At 58.1% G+C, this 15455-nt stretch carries 16 protein-coding genes; 9 read left to right on the forward strand and 7 right to left on the reverse strand.

Features of this window, described 5'->3' with window-relative positions; all coding sequences use genetic code 11:
• Window positions 1-220 precede the first annotated feature (220 nt).
• Entirely contained in the window at window positions 221-1099 is an 879-nt protein-coding gene (locus ACR0AZ_RS10715) for a LysR family transcriptional regulator (RefSeq protein ID WP_480667407.1), read from the reverse strand.
• 98 nt (window positions 1100-1197) lie between these two features.
• On the opposite strand from ACR0AZ_RS10715, the gene ACR0AZ_RS10720 reads away from it, so the two are divergent.
• The 3 genes from ACR0AZ_RS10720 to ACR0AZ_RS10730 are packed head-to-tail and all read left to right on the forward strand — an operon-like array spanning window position 1198 to window position 3536.
• A complete protein-coding gene (locus tag ACR0AZ_RS10720) occupies window positions 1198-2064 on the forward strand; it encodes a phytanoyl-CoA dioxygenase family protein (protein WP_480667408.1) in 867 nt (288 codons plus the stop codon).
• Complete coding sequence (locus ACR0AZ_RS10725; protein WP_480472516.1) at window positions 2061-2675, forward strand: HD domain-containing protein; 615 nt, start codon at window positions 2061-2063, stop codon at window positions 2673-2675. The genes ACR0AZ_RS10720 and ACR0AZ_RS10725 overlap by 4 nt, the downstream gene beginning before the upstream one ends.
• Before the next feature lie 12 nt (window positions 2676-2687).
• Window positions 2688-3536, forward strand: coding sequence for a 3-methyl-2-oxobutanoate hydroxymethyltransferase (locus ACR0AZ_RS10730; protein ID WP_480472514.1), 849 nt, complete (start codon window positions 2688-2690; stop codon window positions 3534-3536).
• Window positions 3537-3558: 22 nt separating this feature from the next.
• Here the strand turns inward: ACR0AZ_RS10730 and hpaR are convergent, their stop codons facing one another.
• On the reverse strand, window positions 3559-4008 hold the full coding sequence (gene hpaR, locus ACR0AZ_RS10735; protein ID WP_480667409.1) for a homoprotocatechuate degradation operon regulator HpaR: 450 nt from the start codon (window positions 4006-4008) through the stop codon (window positions 3559-3561).
• Between the two features lie 97 nt (window positions 4009-4105).
• Between hpaR and ACR0AZ_RS10740 the strand changes: the two genes are divergently transcribed.
• Genes ACR0AZ_RS10740 through hpaH form a run of 6 tightly spaced genes read left to right on the forward strand, consistent with a single transcriptional unit; the run spans window position 4106 to window position 9515 of the window.
• Window positions 4106-4495, forward strand: a complete 390-nt coding sequence (locus ACR0AZ_RS10740; protein WP_480472510.1) for a 5-carboxymethyl-2-hydroxymuconate Delta-isomerase — start codon at window positions 4106-4108, stop codon at window positions 4493-4495.
• Entirely contained in the window at window positions 4492-6003 is a 1512-nt protein-coding gene (gene hpaE / locus ACR0AZ_RS10745) for a 5-carboxymethyl-2-hydroxymuconate semialdehyde dehydrogenase (RefSeq protein ID WP_480667410.1), read from the forward strand. Before ACR0AZ_RS10740 ends, hpaE begins: the two co-directional genes overlap by 4 nt.
• On the forward strand, window positions 6003-6857 hold the full coding sequence (gene hpaD / locus ACR0AZ_RS10750) for a 3,4-dihydroxyphenylacetate 2,3-dioxygenase (RefSeq protein ID WP_480667411.1): 855 nt from the start codon (window positions 6003-6005) through the stop codon (window positions 6855-6857). The genes hpaE and hpaD (ACR0AZ_RS10750) overlap by 1 nt, the downstream gene beginning before the upstream one ends.
• Before the next feature lie 9 nt (window positions 6858-6866).
• Window positions 6867-7850: a 3,4-dihydroxyphenylacetate 2,3-dioxygenase gene (hpaD, locus tag ACR0AZ_RS10755; protein ID WP_480658847.1), complete on the forward strand. Its 984-nt coding sequence runs from the start codon at window positions 6867-6869 to the stop codon at window positions 7848-7850.
• Between the two features lie 13 nt (window positions 7851-7863).
• Window positions 7864-8718 (forward strand): fumarylacetoacetate hydrolase family protein, encoded by an 855-nt coding sequence (locus ACR0AZ_RS10760; protein WP_480667412.1) that lies wholly within the window; start codon window positions 7864-7866, stop codon window positions 8716-8718.
• Complete coding sequence (hpaH, locus tag ACR0AZ_RS10765) at window positions 8715-9515, forward strand: 2-oxo-hept-4-ene-1,7-dioate hydratase (protein WP_480667413.1); 801 nt, start codon at window positions 8715-8717, stop codon at window positions 9513-9515. Before ACR0AZ_RS10760 ends, hpaH begins: the two co-directional genes overlap by 4 nt.
• Here hpaH and ACR0AZ_RS10770 read toward each other — a convergent pair.
• From ACR0AZ_RS10770 to ACR0AZ_RS10790, 5 genes are all read right to left on the reverse strand, one after another.
• A complete protein-coding gene (locus ACR0AZ_RS10770) occupies window positions 9512-10747 on the reverse strand; it encodes a Tm-1-like ATP-binding domain-containing protein (RefSeq protein ID WP_480667414.1) in 1236 nt (411 codons plus the stop codon). The two genes, hpaH and ACR0AZ_RS10770, sit on opposite strands and share 4 nt — an antisense overlap.
• A gap of 22 nt (window positions 10748-10769) precedes the next feature.
• On the reverse strand, window positions 10770-12254 hold the full coding sequence (locus ACR0AZ_RS10775; RefSeq protein ID WP_480667476.1) for an aldehyde dehydrogenase: 1485 nt from the start codon (window positions 12252-12254) through the stop codon (window positions 10770-10772).
• 6 nt (window positions 12255-12260) lie between these two features.
• On the reverse strand, window positions 12261-13778 hold the full coding sequence (locus ACR0AZ_RS10780) for a tripartite tricarboxylate transporter permease (protein ID WP_480667415.1): 1518 nt from the start codon (window positions 13776-13778) through the stop codon (window positions 12261-12263).
• A gap of 12 nt (window positions 13779-13790) precedes the next feature.
• Entirely contained in the window at window positions 13791-14330 is a 540-nt protein-coding gene (locus ACR0AZ_RS10785; RefSeq protein ID WP_480667416.1) for a tripartite tricarboxylate transporter TctB family protein, read from the reverse strand.
• Between the two features lie 64 nt (window positions 14331-14394).
• The gene (locus ACR0AZ_RS10790; RefSeq protein WP_480472490.1) at window positions 14395-15342 is read right to left on the reverse strand and encodes a tripartite tricarboxylate transporter substrate binding protein; all 948 of its coding nucleotides are present in this window, start codon (window positions 15340-15342) and stop codon (window positions 14395-14397) included.
• Between the last annotated feature and the right edge of the window lie 113 nt (window positions 15343-15455).

The raw sequence follows: 15455 nt of genomic DNA on the forward strand, positions 1-15455 counted from the left end.
TGGTTCACAAAACTAATCCGGTTACGACACGCCTAAATATGCCGAACAAATGGCATTTCTGAATTTTAACAGCCTACACCAGTTTGCCTTTTCCATCAAATCCGCAAGTTACAGCCCGTTGATTGACCCGTCGGGAAACCGTCACGACATAGCCCGTGGTCAATCGCGACAATGCCAGCCAATGGAACAAACCGGCAATCCTATCACAGGCGATTTAGCTTCAGATCGCTTCCGAGCGCGCTTCGTTTACGACCCAGTTCCGGAAAGCCTCGGCATCAGGACTCAATTGAGCACCTGCATTCGTCAAAACATGATACTCCTCGACCCCTGCAACTTCATGGCCCGGCAAACATCGTTTCAGCCCAAACTTCCCAATCAAATCATCGCTGGCCGGAGGTCGCGCCAGTGCAATTCCACACCCTGCCCCGGCCAGAGCCAAGGCATTCAGGGTCGTGTCGACATAGTTTACCCTCGCCCGTTCCGGCAGCACATCTGCCCCGAGAACCTGCACCCAGTTTTTGCGATGATCTGCGACCTCGATCAGCATGTGATCCAAGATGTCATCCGCGTTGTGGATACGTGCTGCCAAGTCGGGGTGCGCAACCGGTATCAACGTTTCCCCAAAAAGCCGCTGAGCCTCAGTCCCCGGAGGCGGTTGCCCAAACGCGATCCAGACTTCTGCGGTCCGGGGCGGTGTTTCAGGGCGGCCCGACAGAGAATACAGCTCTAACGACACTCCCGGATGGGCTTCAAGAAATCCCGGCAGCCGCGGCGCAAGCCATCCAGCCGACAACAGCAGCGACACCCCGACAACCAGTGGCTTGGATCGAGGCGAGGACAGCACGGCGGCGGCGGCCTCCATCCGACCCAGCGACTCCCCCACGACAACCAGCAAGCTCCGCCCGGCTTCAGTAAGCGCCACACCCGCAGCTTTGCGTTCAAATAGCGGTCGCCCAAGATGCTTCTCCAGCGCCCGTATTTGCTGACTGACAGCAGGTGGCGACATGGCCAGACGTTCCGCCGCGCGGGCAAAACTACCGGTGCGCGCAGCGGCCTCGAAAACACGCAGCCAATTGAGGGATGGGATCCGTTTGCTCATGACAAAGAATAAGTTCAGCTTAACCTCTGGGGCAAGAGAAACGTCTTCTCAGATGGCACGCACCCATTAGGCTCAATCCAGCATCAAGGGAGGAAACGATGCGAGATTCGATGCCAGACTATGTCGAAAGCTACCGCGCAAACGGCTACGTCGCGGGATTACCCGTGTTTTCCGAAGATGAAGTCTCAGCGCTGCGTCAAAAAATCGAAACGCTTGAGGCAGAACATGCCGTGGGTGCAGCCGGATATGACTTAAACCAGTTTTTCCGCGTCAATGGCCATGTCGTGATCCCCCTGCTGGCCAAACTTGCCAGAACACCTGCCATCCTGGACATTGTTGAAGGAATTCTGGGTCCTGACCTGCTGGCTTGGTCTGTGGAACTGTTCATCAAAGAACCACACAGCCCTCATACCGTTTCATGGCATCAGGACATCACATATTGGGGAATGGGCGAAACCGATGATGAGGTGACCGCTTGGGTCGCGTTGTCTGACGTTTCCGTAAAGGCGGGCTGTATGCGCTTCATTCCCGGCAGCCACAAAGGCGGGATCGCTGACCATGAGGACACTTTTGCCGAGGACAATCTGCTGTCGCGCGGGCAATCCATTGCGGGGATCGACGAAAGCATGGCCCAACACGGACCGCTGAAACCCGGCGAGATGTCCCTGCATCACGGACGCTGCTTTCACGCGTCGGGCGCCAATGGCAGCGATGATCGCCGCATTGGCCTGGCGATCCGCTATGTCACGCCTGCGGTGCGAGATCATGCGCCAGGGCGGGATTGGGCGATGCCCGTGCGCGGCGAAACCCCGGCTGGCGGCTGGGGGTGTATTGCAGGCCCACGCGGCTTGTTTCATCCTGCCGATCTGGCACTCTATCAAAAGATACTTGAGGGTCAGGCAGCGACTCTCGCCGCGGGCGCGGATCAGGCAGTCGGATTCTATGCAACTGGAGACAGCAAATGAACGAAACGGTCAGCTTCACAGCGATGAAAGACGGCACCAAGGAGGATTACGAACTTCTTGAGCGCCTCGAGAAACCCTTCCTCGCGCTGACCGCCGACCGCGTGCTGGAAGAATTGCGCCGTGCAGGTGAGGTCACTCTGGAAGGCTATCCGATCACACGTCTGCAGCACGGTTTGCAGTCAGGAACCCGTGCCCTTCGCGATGGCGTTGATATCGATTGGGTCGTGGGCGCACTGCTGCATGATATCGGCGACGGTCTGGCCCCGCAGAACCATGACCGCATGTCTGCCGAGGTAATCCGCCCCTTCGTTCGGTGGGAGGTCTCGTGGACTATCGAACATCACGGCATCTTCCAGACGCTCTATTACGGGCACCATTATGGCTGGGATCGTAACGCCCGTGATCGGTATCGCGATCACCCGTTGTTCAACACCTGTGCCGCCTTCTGCGAGCATTGGGATCAATCAAGCTTCGATCCCGATTACCCCATGGAGTCGCTGGAGTTTTTCGAACCCATGGTGCGTGAAGTGTTCGGCCGCACGGCCTATGACCCTGCCGTGATCCGCGAGGGAGAGATCACCAACCTGCCCGAACAGCTTGGCGGGAAATAAGAGATACACAGCATGAAACGTATCTACGATTTCAGTCGCAATCCGGCTGAACGAAACTTCACGGTCGCCGATCTAAAAGCGCTCAAGGGGTCGGGCCGCACGTTGTCGATGGCGAACCCGGCCAACAACGACGAACTGCAAGCCTGTGTCGACGCGGGCATTGACTTGTTCGTCGTCGGCGCGGACCAGATGGAAGACGTGCGTCGTATCGCGCCAACTCATTTTACTGGCGCGGGTTCGTCATGGGCGCAGTTTGGCTCAGATGACGAAATCATTGCGCATGCCTACGAGACCATGCGCAATGGTGCCGACATGTATTATACTCTACGGTCTTTCGACGTCATGGAGCGCATGGCCACCGATGGCATTCCTGTGCAAAGCCATATCGGTCTGATCCCGACATTCAGCCATCACTGCGGCGGGTTGCGTGGCTGGGGTCGAAAGGCCGACGAAGCCATAAAAATCTTCCAAACGCTGAAACGCATGGAGGACGTAGGCGTATTTGCTGTCGAGGCCGAGTGCATTGCAGAAGAAGTCCTGTCAGCCGTTAACACCAAGACAACGGTTGTAACGTTCTCTCTGGGCTCGGGGAACGCCGGAGATGCGGTATTCTCATTTGTCGCAGATATCTGTGGCGAATCCAGCGAAGAGGAGACCCCTCCAAAACATGCGCATGCGTTTGGCAATGTCGGGCGGTTGCATAAACAAATTCATCAGGAGCGCGTTGCTGCATTGTCCGAATTTCACAACGAAGTCACTGCGGGTCACTTTCCATATCCGGCGACCAATATCGGCATGCTGGACGGCGAGCATGAGAAATTCCTCGAAGCTTTGGACAAATGGCGTCCGACGCATGAATAGCTGTGATCGTATGTCAAAAACTCTAAGCCTGGATCAGTCTTTCTAACAGGTCCAGCAGCTGTTCGTAATCTTCGTCGCCAAGGGTTTCCCGGAACTGGGCGGCGATACGGGCACCTTCTTCAATATTGTCGTCAATGATGGCCTGCCCCTTGGGCAGAAGTGAGATGATCTGCCGTCTTCGATCATCCGGATCGGATTGACGCAGGATATACTCTTTCTCGGACATGGACTGCAGAATGCGCGTAACACTTGGCGCTAACAGTCCCGCGCGCCCGGCCAGTGCGGTGGCATCAACTGGCCCCCATTCATCCAGCACGCGGAGGATGCGCCATTGCTGCTCGGTCAGCCCGGAATCTTGCAACATGGCGCGGATCGGGGCCATTACAGATTCCCGCGCTCGGATCAGGGAAATCGGCAGAGACCGCGTAGTGGGTGGCAACTCATGTGCCTTGGAGTAAGCTTTTTTGCGCATGGCCCTGCTTAACATTGTTATCATGTTAATAAAAGAGCTTGACTCGAGGGATGTCATTTATTTATCGTGTGAATTATTAACATGACAAGGAAAACATGTGCCGCACTTTCAGATCGATTATTCGGGAAATCTTGAAAAGATCGTCGATATGACCGGTCTGTGTGAATGTATTCGCGCCACCGCTACCGGAATTGAGACCTTCCCGATGGCCGGTATCCGCGTGCGGGCCATACGGGTCGATCACTATGCCATTGCCGATGGCGATCCGCAGCACGGGTTCATCGACATCTCGGTCCGCCTGCGCGCAGGTCGTGCAGATGACGTAAAGCGAGCGGCGACCAAGGCTCTGTTTGACGCCGTGACGGAATTTTTGGCCCCGGCCATGAAAGGCCACTCGATCGCCGTGTCGCTTGAGATGCGCGATATCGACCCCGAACTGTCGCCTAAAACAGGCACAACCCGAGATCACCTGAGGAGTGCAGAATGACAGCACTGAGCCAGAATATTGAGAAGCTGAACGAGTTTTTGGCCCGGTTCCAAGCAGATGGCGTCAAGAACCGCGTCGCGGGTGAGGATCGGGACGGATCGGGCGGCGTTTTCCAGACGACCTCCCCCGTAGATAAATCGGTGATCTGTGATGTCGCGCGCGGCAATGCGCAGGATGTCGACGCCGCAGCCTGCGCAGCCGCAGACGCCTTCCCGGAATGGCGCGACATGCCCGCACCCCAGCGGCGGCGTATTCTGCTGAACATCGCCGACGCCATCGAGGCGCGCGCCGAAGAAATTGCTCTGTGCGAGTGCTGGGATACCGGGCAAGCATATAAGTTCATGTCCAAGGCCGCTCTGCGCGGGGCTGAGAACTTTCGGTATTTCGCCGATCAGGTCGTTCAGGCGCGTGACGGGCAGCACCTGAAATCCCCGACCCTGATGAATGTCACGACCCGCGTTCCAATTGGTCCGGTGGGTGTCATCACACCCTGGAACACACCATTTATGTTGTCGACCTGGAAGATCGCTCCGGCACTGGCCGCGGGCTGTACGGTCGTCCACAAACCCGCCGAGGCGAGCCCCCTGACCGCCCGTCTACTGGTTGAAATAGCCGAAGAGGCCGGGTTGCCCAAAGGTGTTCTGAACACCGTCAACGGATTTGGTGAGGACGCGGGCAAGGCGCTGTGCGAACATCCCAAGATCCGTGCCATCGCCTTTGTCGGCGAAAGCCGGACCGGTAGCCTGATCACCAAGCAAGGGGCAGATACGCTCAAACGCAACCATCTGGAGCTTGGCGGCAAGAACCCCGTGATCGTCTTTGAAGACGCCGATCTGGAACGCGCATTGGATGCGGTGATCTTTATGATCTACTCGATCAATGGCGAGCGCTGCACATCCTCGTCGCGTCTTCTGGTTCAGGACACAATCCGCGCAGACTTTGAGGCCAAGCTGGTCGAACGTGTAAATAACATTCGCGTTGGACACCCACTGGACCCCGCGACCGAGATCGGTCCGCTGGTGACCGAAGAGCACTTCAACAAAGTCACCTCATATTTCGATATCGCCAGACAGGACGGCGCGACCGTGGCCGCCGGCGGTGAGGTGGTCGGAGATGCAGGCTATTTCGTGCGACCTACCCTTTTCACCGATGCAACCAACCAGATGCGCATCGCGCGGGAAGAGATCTTTGGCCCTGTCCTGACCTCGATCCCCTTCTCGACCGAAGAGGAGGCGCTGAACATCGCCAATGATACGCCCTATGGTCTGACCGGCTATGTCTGGACCAACGACCTGACCCGTGCACTGCGGTTTACTGACAGGCTCGAAGCGGGGATGATTTGGGTGAACTCCGAAAACGTGCGGCACCTGCCGACCCCGTTTGGTGGCGTCAAAGCCAGCGGCATCGGGCGCGATGGCGGCGACTGGTCGTTCGAGTTCTATATGGAGCAGAAACACATCGGCTTCGCCACCGGTCAGCACAAGATCACCCGGTTGGGGACAAGCTGATGGGAGAGATCGTTCTTGCCGCCAAGATGACCCACGTCCCGACCCTGTTGATGTCGGAACAGGAAGGCCCGATCAAAGGCAAACGTCAGGCCGCCATCGATGGTCACCGGGAAATCGCGCGCCGCGCCAAGGCTTTGGGCGCCACCACCGTGATCATCTGCGACACACATTGGGTGATTAATGCCGGCTTCCATATCAATGCAAATGCACGTTTCGAGGGGCTGTTCACCTCGAACGAATTCCCACAGTTCATCCAGAACCTGCCTTATGCATACAACGGCAACCCCGAGATGGGTGATGCGATTGCAAAGATCGCATCGGACAAAGGCGTATATACCCTGGCGCATCACCTCGACAGTCTGGAACTGGAATACGGCACGCTGGTCCCGATGCGTTTCATGAGCCGCGAACATGAAATGAAGGTAGTCTCGGTCGCAGCATGGGCCACTGTCCACGATCATGACGAAAGCCGCGTGATCGGAGAGGCCATTCGGGAAGCAGTTGAGGCGTCAGACGAAAAGGTTCTTCTGGTTGCCAGCGGATCACTCAGCCATAAAATCTGGGCCAATAAGGACTACGCTGCCAACAACGGCACCTTCACCATCAGTTCCGAGTTCAACCGTCAAGTTGACCTGCATGTCCTTGAGATGTGGAAGAGCGGCGATCACGCAACCTTCCTGAAGATGTTGGGCGATTATGCCAATTTCTGCTGCGGCGAGGGGTCGATGCACGACACAGCGATGCTCTACGGCGCGTTGGGCTGGGATCAATACACCGGCAAATGCGAGGTGGTGACCGAGTATTTCCCGTCTTCGGGCACAGGCCAGACCAACGTCATTTTCCCCGTTCAATAGGAGGCCGCGATGCCCGTTCCTGCCCCTAATCTCTATCCCGATTTCAACACCATCCGCCTGAGCCATGTTTGCCTGAATGTCAGCGATCTGGTGGCCTCTCGGGCCTTTTATGTCGATATGTTCGGCCTGCAAGTCAGCGAAGAGGCCGACAGCCACATCTACCTGCGCGCGCTCGAAGAGCGAGGGCACCATTCGGTTATTTTGCAGAAATCCAACCAACCCGGCACGGTCGAGGTTATGGGTTTCAAGGTCTTTGATGAGGCGGATCTGGACCGAGCCGAAGCATGGTTTCAGGCCAAAGGTCGTCCGACTCAATGGATCGAACGTCCGCATCAGGGCCGAACCCTACTCACCTCGGATCATATCGGCATTCCGCTGGAGTTCTATCACAAGATGGACCGCCTGCCTCCGATCCATCAGGAATATGCCCGCTATCATGGCGTCCGGCCCCTGCGGATCGATCATTTCAACTGTTTCAGCCCGAATGTAGATGACAGTGTGGCGTTCTACAGCGAAATGGGCTTTCGCGTCACCGAATATACCGAAGATGAGGACAGCAAGCGCCTGTGGGCGGCGTGGTTGCACCGCAAGGGCGGCGTGCATGACATGGCCTTCACAAACGGCAAGGGTCCACGGATGCATCACGTCGCATTCTGGGTCGCAAACCCGCTGCATATCATCGATCTGCTCGATGTGATGTCGACCACCGGCTATGTGGACAGCATCGAACGTGGTCCTGGCCGGCACGGGATCTCTAACGCCTTTTTCCTCTATATCCTCGACCCCGACGGCCATCGGATCGAGATTTACAGCTCGGATTACCAAACCGTCGACCCGGATCACGAACCGCTGAAATGGGACCTCAAAGACCCACAGCGGCAAACACTTTGGGGTGCCCCTGCCCCGCGCAGCTGGTTCGAGCATGGAACCGAGTTTGTCGGCACATCGGTTCAGGACCCCGACCTGAACGCCACCCCAATCATTGCGCCCTGAAATGGAGACACCAATGCGATTTGCCAGCTTCTCTGCGCAAGACGAGCAGTTCTATGGCGCCATCACGGATGCCGGAGCCATCGCTCTGAACGCAGCTTTCCCTGAGTGGCCGACCCTGTTCGATGCGGTCTGCGCCGGGGGGCTAGGCGATCTCGGGCGCGCTGCCGAAAGCTCTGCGGTCACGCACACAGATTTCACCTATGACATGGTTCTGCCTGACGCTCGACGCATCCTGTGTGTTGGCGTCAATTTCCCGGATCGGAATGCAGAGTACAAAGATGGTAGTGCCCAGCCACAGAACATGTCTCTGTTCCCGCGCTTTGCCAGTGGCTTCACCGGCCATGATCGCCCGCTGATCCGCCCGCCGGAAAGCCACCAACTGGACTATGAAGGCGAAGTGGCGATCGTCATTGGCAAAGGTGGCCGCCGCATTCCTCAGGCTCAGGCTTATGATCACATCGCCGCTCTGACCCTGTGCAACGAGGGCACCATCCGGGATTGGGTACGGCATGCCAAGTTCAATGTCACCCAAGGCAAGAACTGGGACCGGTCCGGCGCGATGGGCCCATGGCTGGTGCCTTTCACCGATCCCGCCCAGTTGGACGACGCGCGCATCATCACCCGTGTGAACGGAGAGGTACGTCAGGATGATTGCCTGTCGCGCATGATGTTCCCCATCCGACGCGAGATCGAATACATCTCGACTTTCATGACCCTGCAGCCGGGCGACATCATCGTCACCGGTACCCCTTCGGGTGCTGGTGCGCGGTTCGACCCCCCGCGCTTCCTGAAGCCCGGAGATGTGGTCGAGGTCGAGGTTGAAGGCATCGGCCTGCTGCGCAACGGCATCGAGGACGAGACAGTATGACCCCTCAGGACCACGCCGAAGCCGCCGCTGATCTGCTCGCAGCAGAGCGCAACGGCCAGCAGATCGGATTGCTTAGCCTGCGTCACCCTGAGATGGCGATGGATGATGCCTATGCGGTGCAGAACGCGATCTATCGTGCCAAGCTGGCCGAGGGTCGCACGGTGATCGGCTGGAAGATCGGGCTGACCTCGAAAGCGATGCAATATGCGCTGAATATCGACATTCCTGACAGCGGTATCCTGTTCGATGACATGCTGTTTGAGAATGGCGCGACCATTCCAAAGGGGCGGTTCATCCAGCCCCGTATCGAAGCTGAGATCGCTTTTGTGATGAGGGATGCCATTGGTGGAGCAGATGTCACCCGCGAACAGGTTCTAGCGGCAACGGATTATGTGGCCCCATCGCTTGAAATCCTCGATACTCGAATTCAGCGCGTGGACCCGGAAACCGGTAAAGCGCGCACTGTATTTGACACGATTAGCGACAATGCAGCCAATGCAGGCATCGTTTTGGGTGCTGAACGGCACGCAGTTGATGCATTTGACCTCCGCTGGGTCGGAGCGCTGACCTTCCGCAATAGCGAGATCGAAGAGACGGGTCTTGGCGCAGGTGTGCTAAACGATCCGGTCGAAAGCGTCGTCTGGCTGGCGCAGCGCATGGCGCAATATGGGCAGAGTATCGAACCCGGTCAGGTCATTCTGTCTGGCAGTTTCATTCGGCCAGTCGAATGCCCTTCCGGCTCCGAAATTCACGCTGATTTCGGTCCCTTCGGCGGCGTTGATATCCGTTTCACCTAAGGGGTGGCCACCACCCCTTGCGCGCACCAGTTGTCGAATATGCGCAAGGCTTCCTCGGCAAAACTCACGTCGTTTATATGCGCTTCGATCTTATACAAATCGACATTGGACGGGGCTGCGGTCGCAAGCTCCGATAAGAAGCTGTCGAGACCTGCCTTGTCATGCAGATCTGCCCCTTCCCTGTCCCATTCACCCAGTCCCAACATCGGCAGCATCAGCGCGACCGGGCCGGTTGCCGTGGCCATTTGGCGTGCATGCGCCCGTGCGACTTCTCGACGTTCTTTTGTGTCCAACACGACAGAAGTCAGCAACCGGTTATGAGCATGATGCGGGTGATCCGCCCATTTCTCGGGCATCGGTTGCCAGCCCACGATATCAACCAGGTCATAGCAGCCAGGTGCCACGATTTGCGGCGTCCCGTTCAGCCCCGCGTGGGTCAATCGCCCCTCACCCGCCGAGATATTCGATCCGTTGATGTGATTGCCCAGCTCTTGCGTGCAAAAGTCGAAAACGCACGCGAACGCTCCCTGTTGTGCGAGGCTTTCAAACGCGCGACCGCCCATCCCGGTTGCGTGGAAAACGGCCACTTCATAGCCCCGCGCCTCAAGCGCAGGTTTCAGCGGCACCATGTATTTCAGCGCGGATTTCCCGAGCGAGGTCATCCCGATCAGCGGTTTCTGCCGATCCGGCGGCACCACGGCTCGCGCAGCGCCCAGAACCGCACCGGCCGCCTGGCTGAGCGACGCCTTGCAGACCGAGTTCAGCCCATAAAGTCCCCCGGCCCATAGGATCATCTGCGTATCTGCAGCCAGCCGATCTGCCGGGATCAACGGCGAGAACGACACCGTGGACACGATATATTTAGGCACTCCCAAAGGCACTGCGGCGCACACATCCAGCGCCAAATCTGTTCCCATCGTACCACCCAGCACGATTACGCCGTCAAATTTGCCCTCTTGGTACAAGCGCGCGGTCAGCAACGCCGCGCCGTTCGCCATGATTTGCATCGCATGGTTTTCATCGCCGGAGGCAATGGCGGCGTCGATCGAGCTGCCACCTTCTTCGGCCACATCGTGCTTGGAGTAATCCGTCGGTTCAGAAGGATCGCCCAGAACCGAGACATCCATCGTCAGCACGCGACCACCCTGATCGCGGATCACACCGGACAGAAAACCCAACTCATCATCCTTGGTGTCGAACGTGCCGACTACGAGAATGGTTTTGTCCGCCATGGCGCACTCCTTCCGCAATGGTTTACAGCTTGATCCACGCTGTCTTGAGGTTGATGTATTTCTCGATGGCGTGCAGGGACTTGTCGTGCCCATTGCCCGACTGTCCGATGCCACCCAGCGGCACGGTCCCGTCCGCACCTCCATAGGTATTCACATGCATCACACCGGTACGCACGGAGCGCACCATCTTGTGCGCACGCGACAGATTTGCGGTCCAGACCGCACCCGCAAGCCCGTAGACCGTTGAATTCGCCATCCGCACTGCGTCTTCTTCTGACTTAAAGGATGTCACACCCAACACCGGGCCAAAGACTTCTTTTTGGGCCAGCGTCGCCTCAGGCCTCACCCCGGCAACAACGGTGGGGGCCATAAAATAGCCGCCTGTCTCCTGCAAAATGCGGTCGCCGCCGGTGATCACCTCACCACCTTCAGCACGAGCGGTTTCGACGAAGCCAAGATTCTGCGCCAGTTGAGTTTCAGAATTCACCGCCCCAATGGCTGTCTCTAACGACAACGGGTCCCCGACGCGCATCGCTTGTGCTGCTTTGGAAACTGCAGCCACGAATTCATCATGGATGCTGGCCTCAACCAAAAGACGCGAGCCCGCCACACAAACCTGACCGGCATTGCGGAAGATACCCGCCGCCGCGACCTTGGCGGCCTGATCCAGATCGGGCGCATCCGCAAAAACGATGTTGGGAGATTTGCCGCCGAGCTCCAAATAGACCCGTTTCATGTTGGACCGCGCGGCATATTCCATCAGTCGGCGACCTGTCGCGCCCGAACCGGTGAAGACAAGCGCATCGACATCCATCGACAGGCCCATCGCCTCACCCACAACCGCACCTTCGCCGGTCACCGCATTCAACACACCCGGCGGCAAACCGGCCTCATGCGCCAGCTCCACCATACGCATCAACGACAATGAGGCCGTCTCGGCCGGTTTCAGAACAACTGAATTGCCCATGGCCAAAGCAGGGCCCAGCTTCCACGCGCCAATCATCAGCGGGAAGTTCCACGGGATGATCGCACCAACTACGCCCACCGGTTCCTTGTGGATCAGACCCAGAATATCGCCCGGTGTCGGGGCCACTTCGCCGTAAATCTTGTCGAGCGCTTCGGCATAATACCGTATCGTACCGGCAGCCGAGCCCGGCTCAGCCTTCAGGGCCATTCCGATCTCAGTGCCGTTGTCACGCACCCCCAGCACAGCAAGCTCCAGCGCGTTCGCCTCGATCAGATCCGCCCATTTCAGCAGTACCTTCTTGCGTGCTGCTGGGGGCTGACCGGCCCATCGCCCATCCTCAAACGATGCTCGTGCCGCAGCGATAGCGGTCTCCATATCCTGCCGGGTACCCTTCGCGACAGTGGTCAGAACCTGCCCGTTGAGCGGTGAGATCACGTCCATCACCGCGCCGCCCGAAGCTGCGACATGCTCGCCATTGATCAGGTGAGTGAACGCCGGAACCGGTTGTGTGCGCAGGGCGTCGATCGAGGATTGGTCCATCATTTTCTACCGTTGTTGGCTGTCATGCAGATCATGGTCCTCATCCGGCAAATGCGCGCGGTATTCCTTGACCAGGGTCCGCACGTGGATCGCCAGAACAAGCACGATGATGACAAACAGAATGAAAGAAATCGGCCGGTCGATCATATCCAGAGGCGTCTTGAGGCGAGGCAGGGCCGAACGCAACTTGACCTCCATAATGCCGCCCAGAACCATGCCCAGAATGATCGGAACAATCGGCAGGTTGAGCCGTTTGAGGACCAGGCCCAGCACGCCAAATCCGGCAGCGATCATGCAATCACTCAGCGAATTGCGCAGTGAATAAACGCCGACGAAGGACAATAGCAGGATCATCACACCCAGAAACCGGGTTGGTACGCGGATAATCTTGGTCAACAGATTGGTCGAAAACAGCAGAAACACCATGACGATCACGTTGAGCAGGATCAGCGCGAGGTAGAGCCCGTAGACCAGATCGATGTTGTTCTGGAACAGCTGCGGTCCGGGGATCACGTTATGGACATAGAAGACCGACAGCATCATCGCCGTCAGCGCCTCACCCGGAATACCCAGCGCCAACAAGGGGATCATCGCCGCTGCCGGAACGGCGTTATTAGCCGCCTCCGAGGCGATCAGACCTTCGGGTGAGCCTTTGCCGAACGCATCCGGGTCTTTTGAGGTTTTCTGCGCGTAGGTGTAGCTCATGAATTGGGCGGTGAACTCTCCGGTGCCGGGGATCATCCCCAGAACGACGCCAAAGCCTGAGGCGACCGTAGCGACACGCTTGTGACCCAACAACTCTTTGATCCCGGCGGTCATGCGACCGGTGATCGGTTTGGCGTCTGGGCTATTGTCCGGGGCGGTCAGCAGGAAGAACGCCTGACTGAGGGCGAACAGCCCCAGAACCACAACGATCAGATTGACGCCCGAACTGAGGAAGCTGAATCCGAACGTGTAGCGCTGAGTATAGGTAACCGAATCCAGCCCAACGGTCTGCAGAAATATCCCGAACATCGCGAGCATTCCGGCGGCAAATATCTGGCCACGATGGGCCAGGATAACCAGAATGATACCCAACAGCGCAGCCAGAAAGATCTCGCGGCTGCCAAACATCGGTGCAACAAGGGCCAATACAGGCGACAGCAGGATGAGGCACAGGATACCAAAGATGCCCCCCCAGAACGATGCGCTGTAGGCCAGCGAAACGGCACGATGCGCCTGCCCATCCCGCGTCATCGGATAACCGTCGTAGGAGGTCAGCGCGTTGACGGCCGTCCCCGGCGTGTTGATCAGAACTGCCGGGATCGCACCCCCATACATGGATGAGCCATAGATCCCCAACAGCATCGTCAGGCCCACAATCGGGTCCAGCGAGAAGGTCGCGGGCAGCAGTATCGCAATGGCCACCGCAGGGCCAACACCGGGGATAGCACCGATGATCACGCCGCCGATCGAGCCGACGAACAGGGCCAGGATCACATCCCATCGGGCCAGCATTTCGGCCCCGGCAAGCAGGTTTTCCATTCGCGGCTCCGATTAGAAATAGGTCAGCATGATCTGACGCAGCCCATCCGGCAGGGCCTCATAAATCCTGCCCGCGGGGATTTTCACCTGCAGGAAGGATTTGAACGAAACGACGATGACAACCGCGCTGGCAACGGCGGCTCCAATCGCAGCCGTGCTACGATATCCGACGCGCAGCACCAACAGGATCGAGAAGACTATGGTTGTCGGCAGGTATCCCAAAATCGGTACGGCCATCGCATAGACCACGAACCATCCCGCATATTCCAAGGCGCAGAACCATAGCCATACCTCGCGCCAACGGTCGCCAATCCGTTCCGATAAGGCTGAACCCAGAAGGTGCAGAGCCGCGAAACCGACCATCCCGATCAGAGAAACTGCGGGCCAGAACCGAGGTTGCGCAGCCAGTTTCTGCCCGCCGCGCCATGCGGTTTGATCCCACAGCTGCGTCAGCAGAAACACCGAAACGGCCAGCGCGAGCCATGCAAATACGATATCACCGGGACGGCGATAACGCTTGAACAATGCTTGAAGAGTTCTGACCCGGGACATCCTCGCCCTCGTCCGTTTGGGAAGCTTCAGGCCGGGCGTTCAACCCGGCCCACTGGCTGTGCGATCAGTTACCGCTCAGCATACCTTCGATGCGCGCCATGGTCTCGATGTCGGACTGGATCTGGCCCACCACATCATCGGCTGGCTGCCAGTAAACGGCGGCTCCGGTTTCGGCGGCCAGCTTTTGGGCGCGTTCAGACTGCATGGTCTTTTCGGCCACGGCGATGATCTTATCGCGTGCCTCCTGTGGCGTGTCCTTGTGGACAAACAAACCATTCCACAGCGATACAGCCAGATCAGGGGCCAGTTCGGCTACGGTCGGAGTGTCCGGTGTCAGCGGAATACGCTCTGACCCGATCGAAGCCAGCACTTTAACACTGTCGAGGCAGGGAAGGATCAGTTGCAGCGTGGTGTTGATCACATCCACATCGCCCGAGGCCAGCGTGTTGCAATCCAGCGCATCAAAGGCGGCGTCGGAGGCGTAAGAAAAGCCCATCTCTTTCGCCAGCCCCAGTGTTACCTGCGTTGGCACCAGCGGCGCGCCGAAATGGCCAAGCACCACGTCGTTGCCGCCAGCATATTCCGCCAGACCCGCCATATCGTCATAGGGCGCATCACCCGATGTGGCGATTACGAAGGGATAGGTCAGAAAGTTGCCCAGCGGCACGAACGGATCGGGGTTCAGTTCGGGAATGCCGATCTGCGGACCGACGACCGGGATCGCAATCAGGAATGATCCAACCGTGTAGCCATCGGCGGGCGCATTCGCGACTTCGATCGCTCCGGGGAATGGACCGCCACCACCGCCCGGCTTGTTCACAACCGCCGCAGGCACACCGTATTCGGCCTGAAAGTCCTCGGCGATCATGCGCGTCAGGACATCTTCAAGATCGCCCGGAGGCCACGGAACCACAAACTCGACGGGCTTTTCCGGATATTCGGCCAGCGCAGCCCCTGTGACGGCGGCCATGGCCAGCGCCGTCGCGGACAGTGTTTTTGCAATCTTTGACATGAACGTCTCCCTGGTGTGGTTATTGTGGTTCATATTTTGAACCGTTGTTTCAAAAAAGGTTGCCATGTTAATCGCAATCTGTCAAACTTTTTTGGAAGCAACCAAGAACAGGC

The organism is Ruegeria sp. BE3, from assembly GCF_056538865.1.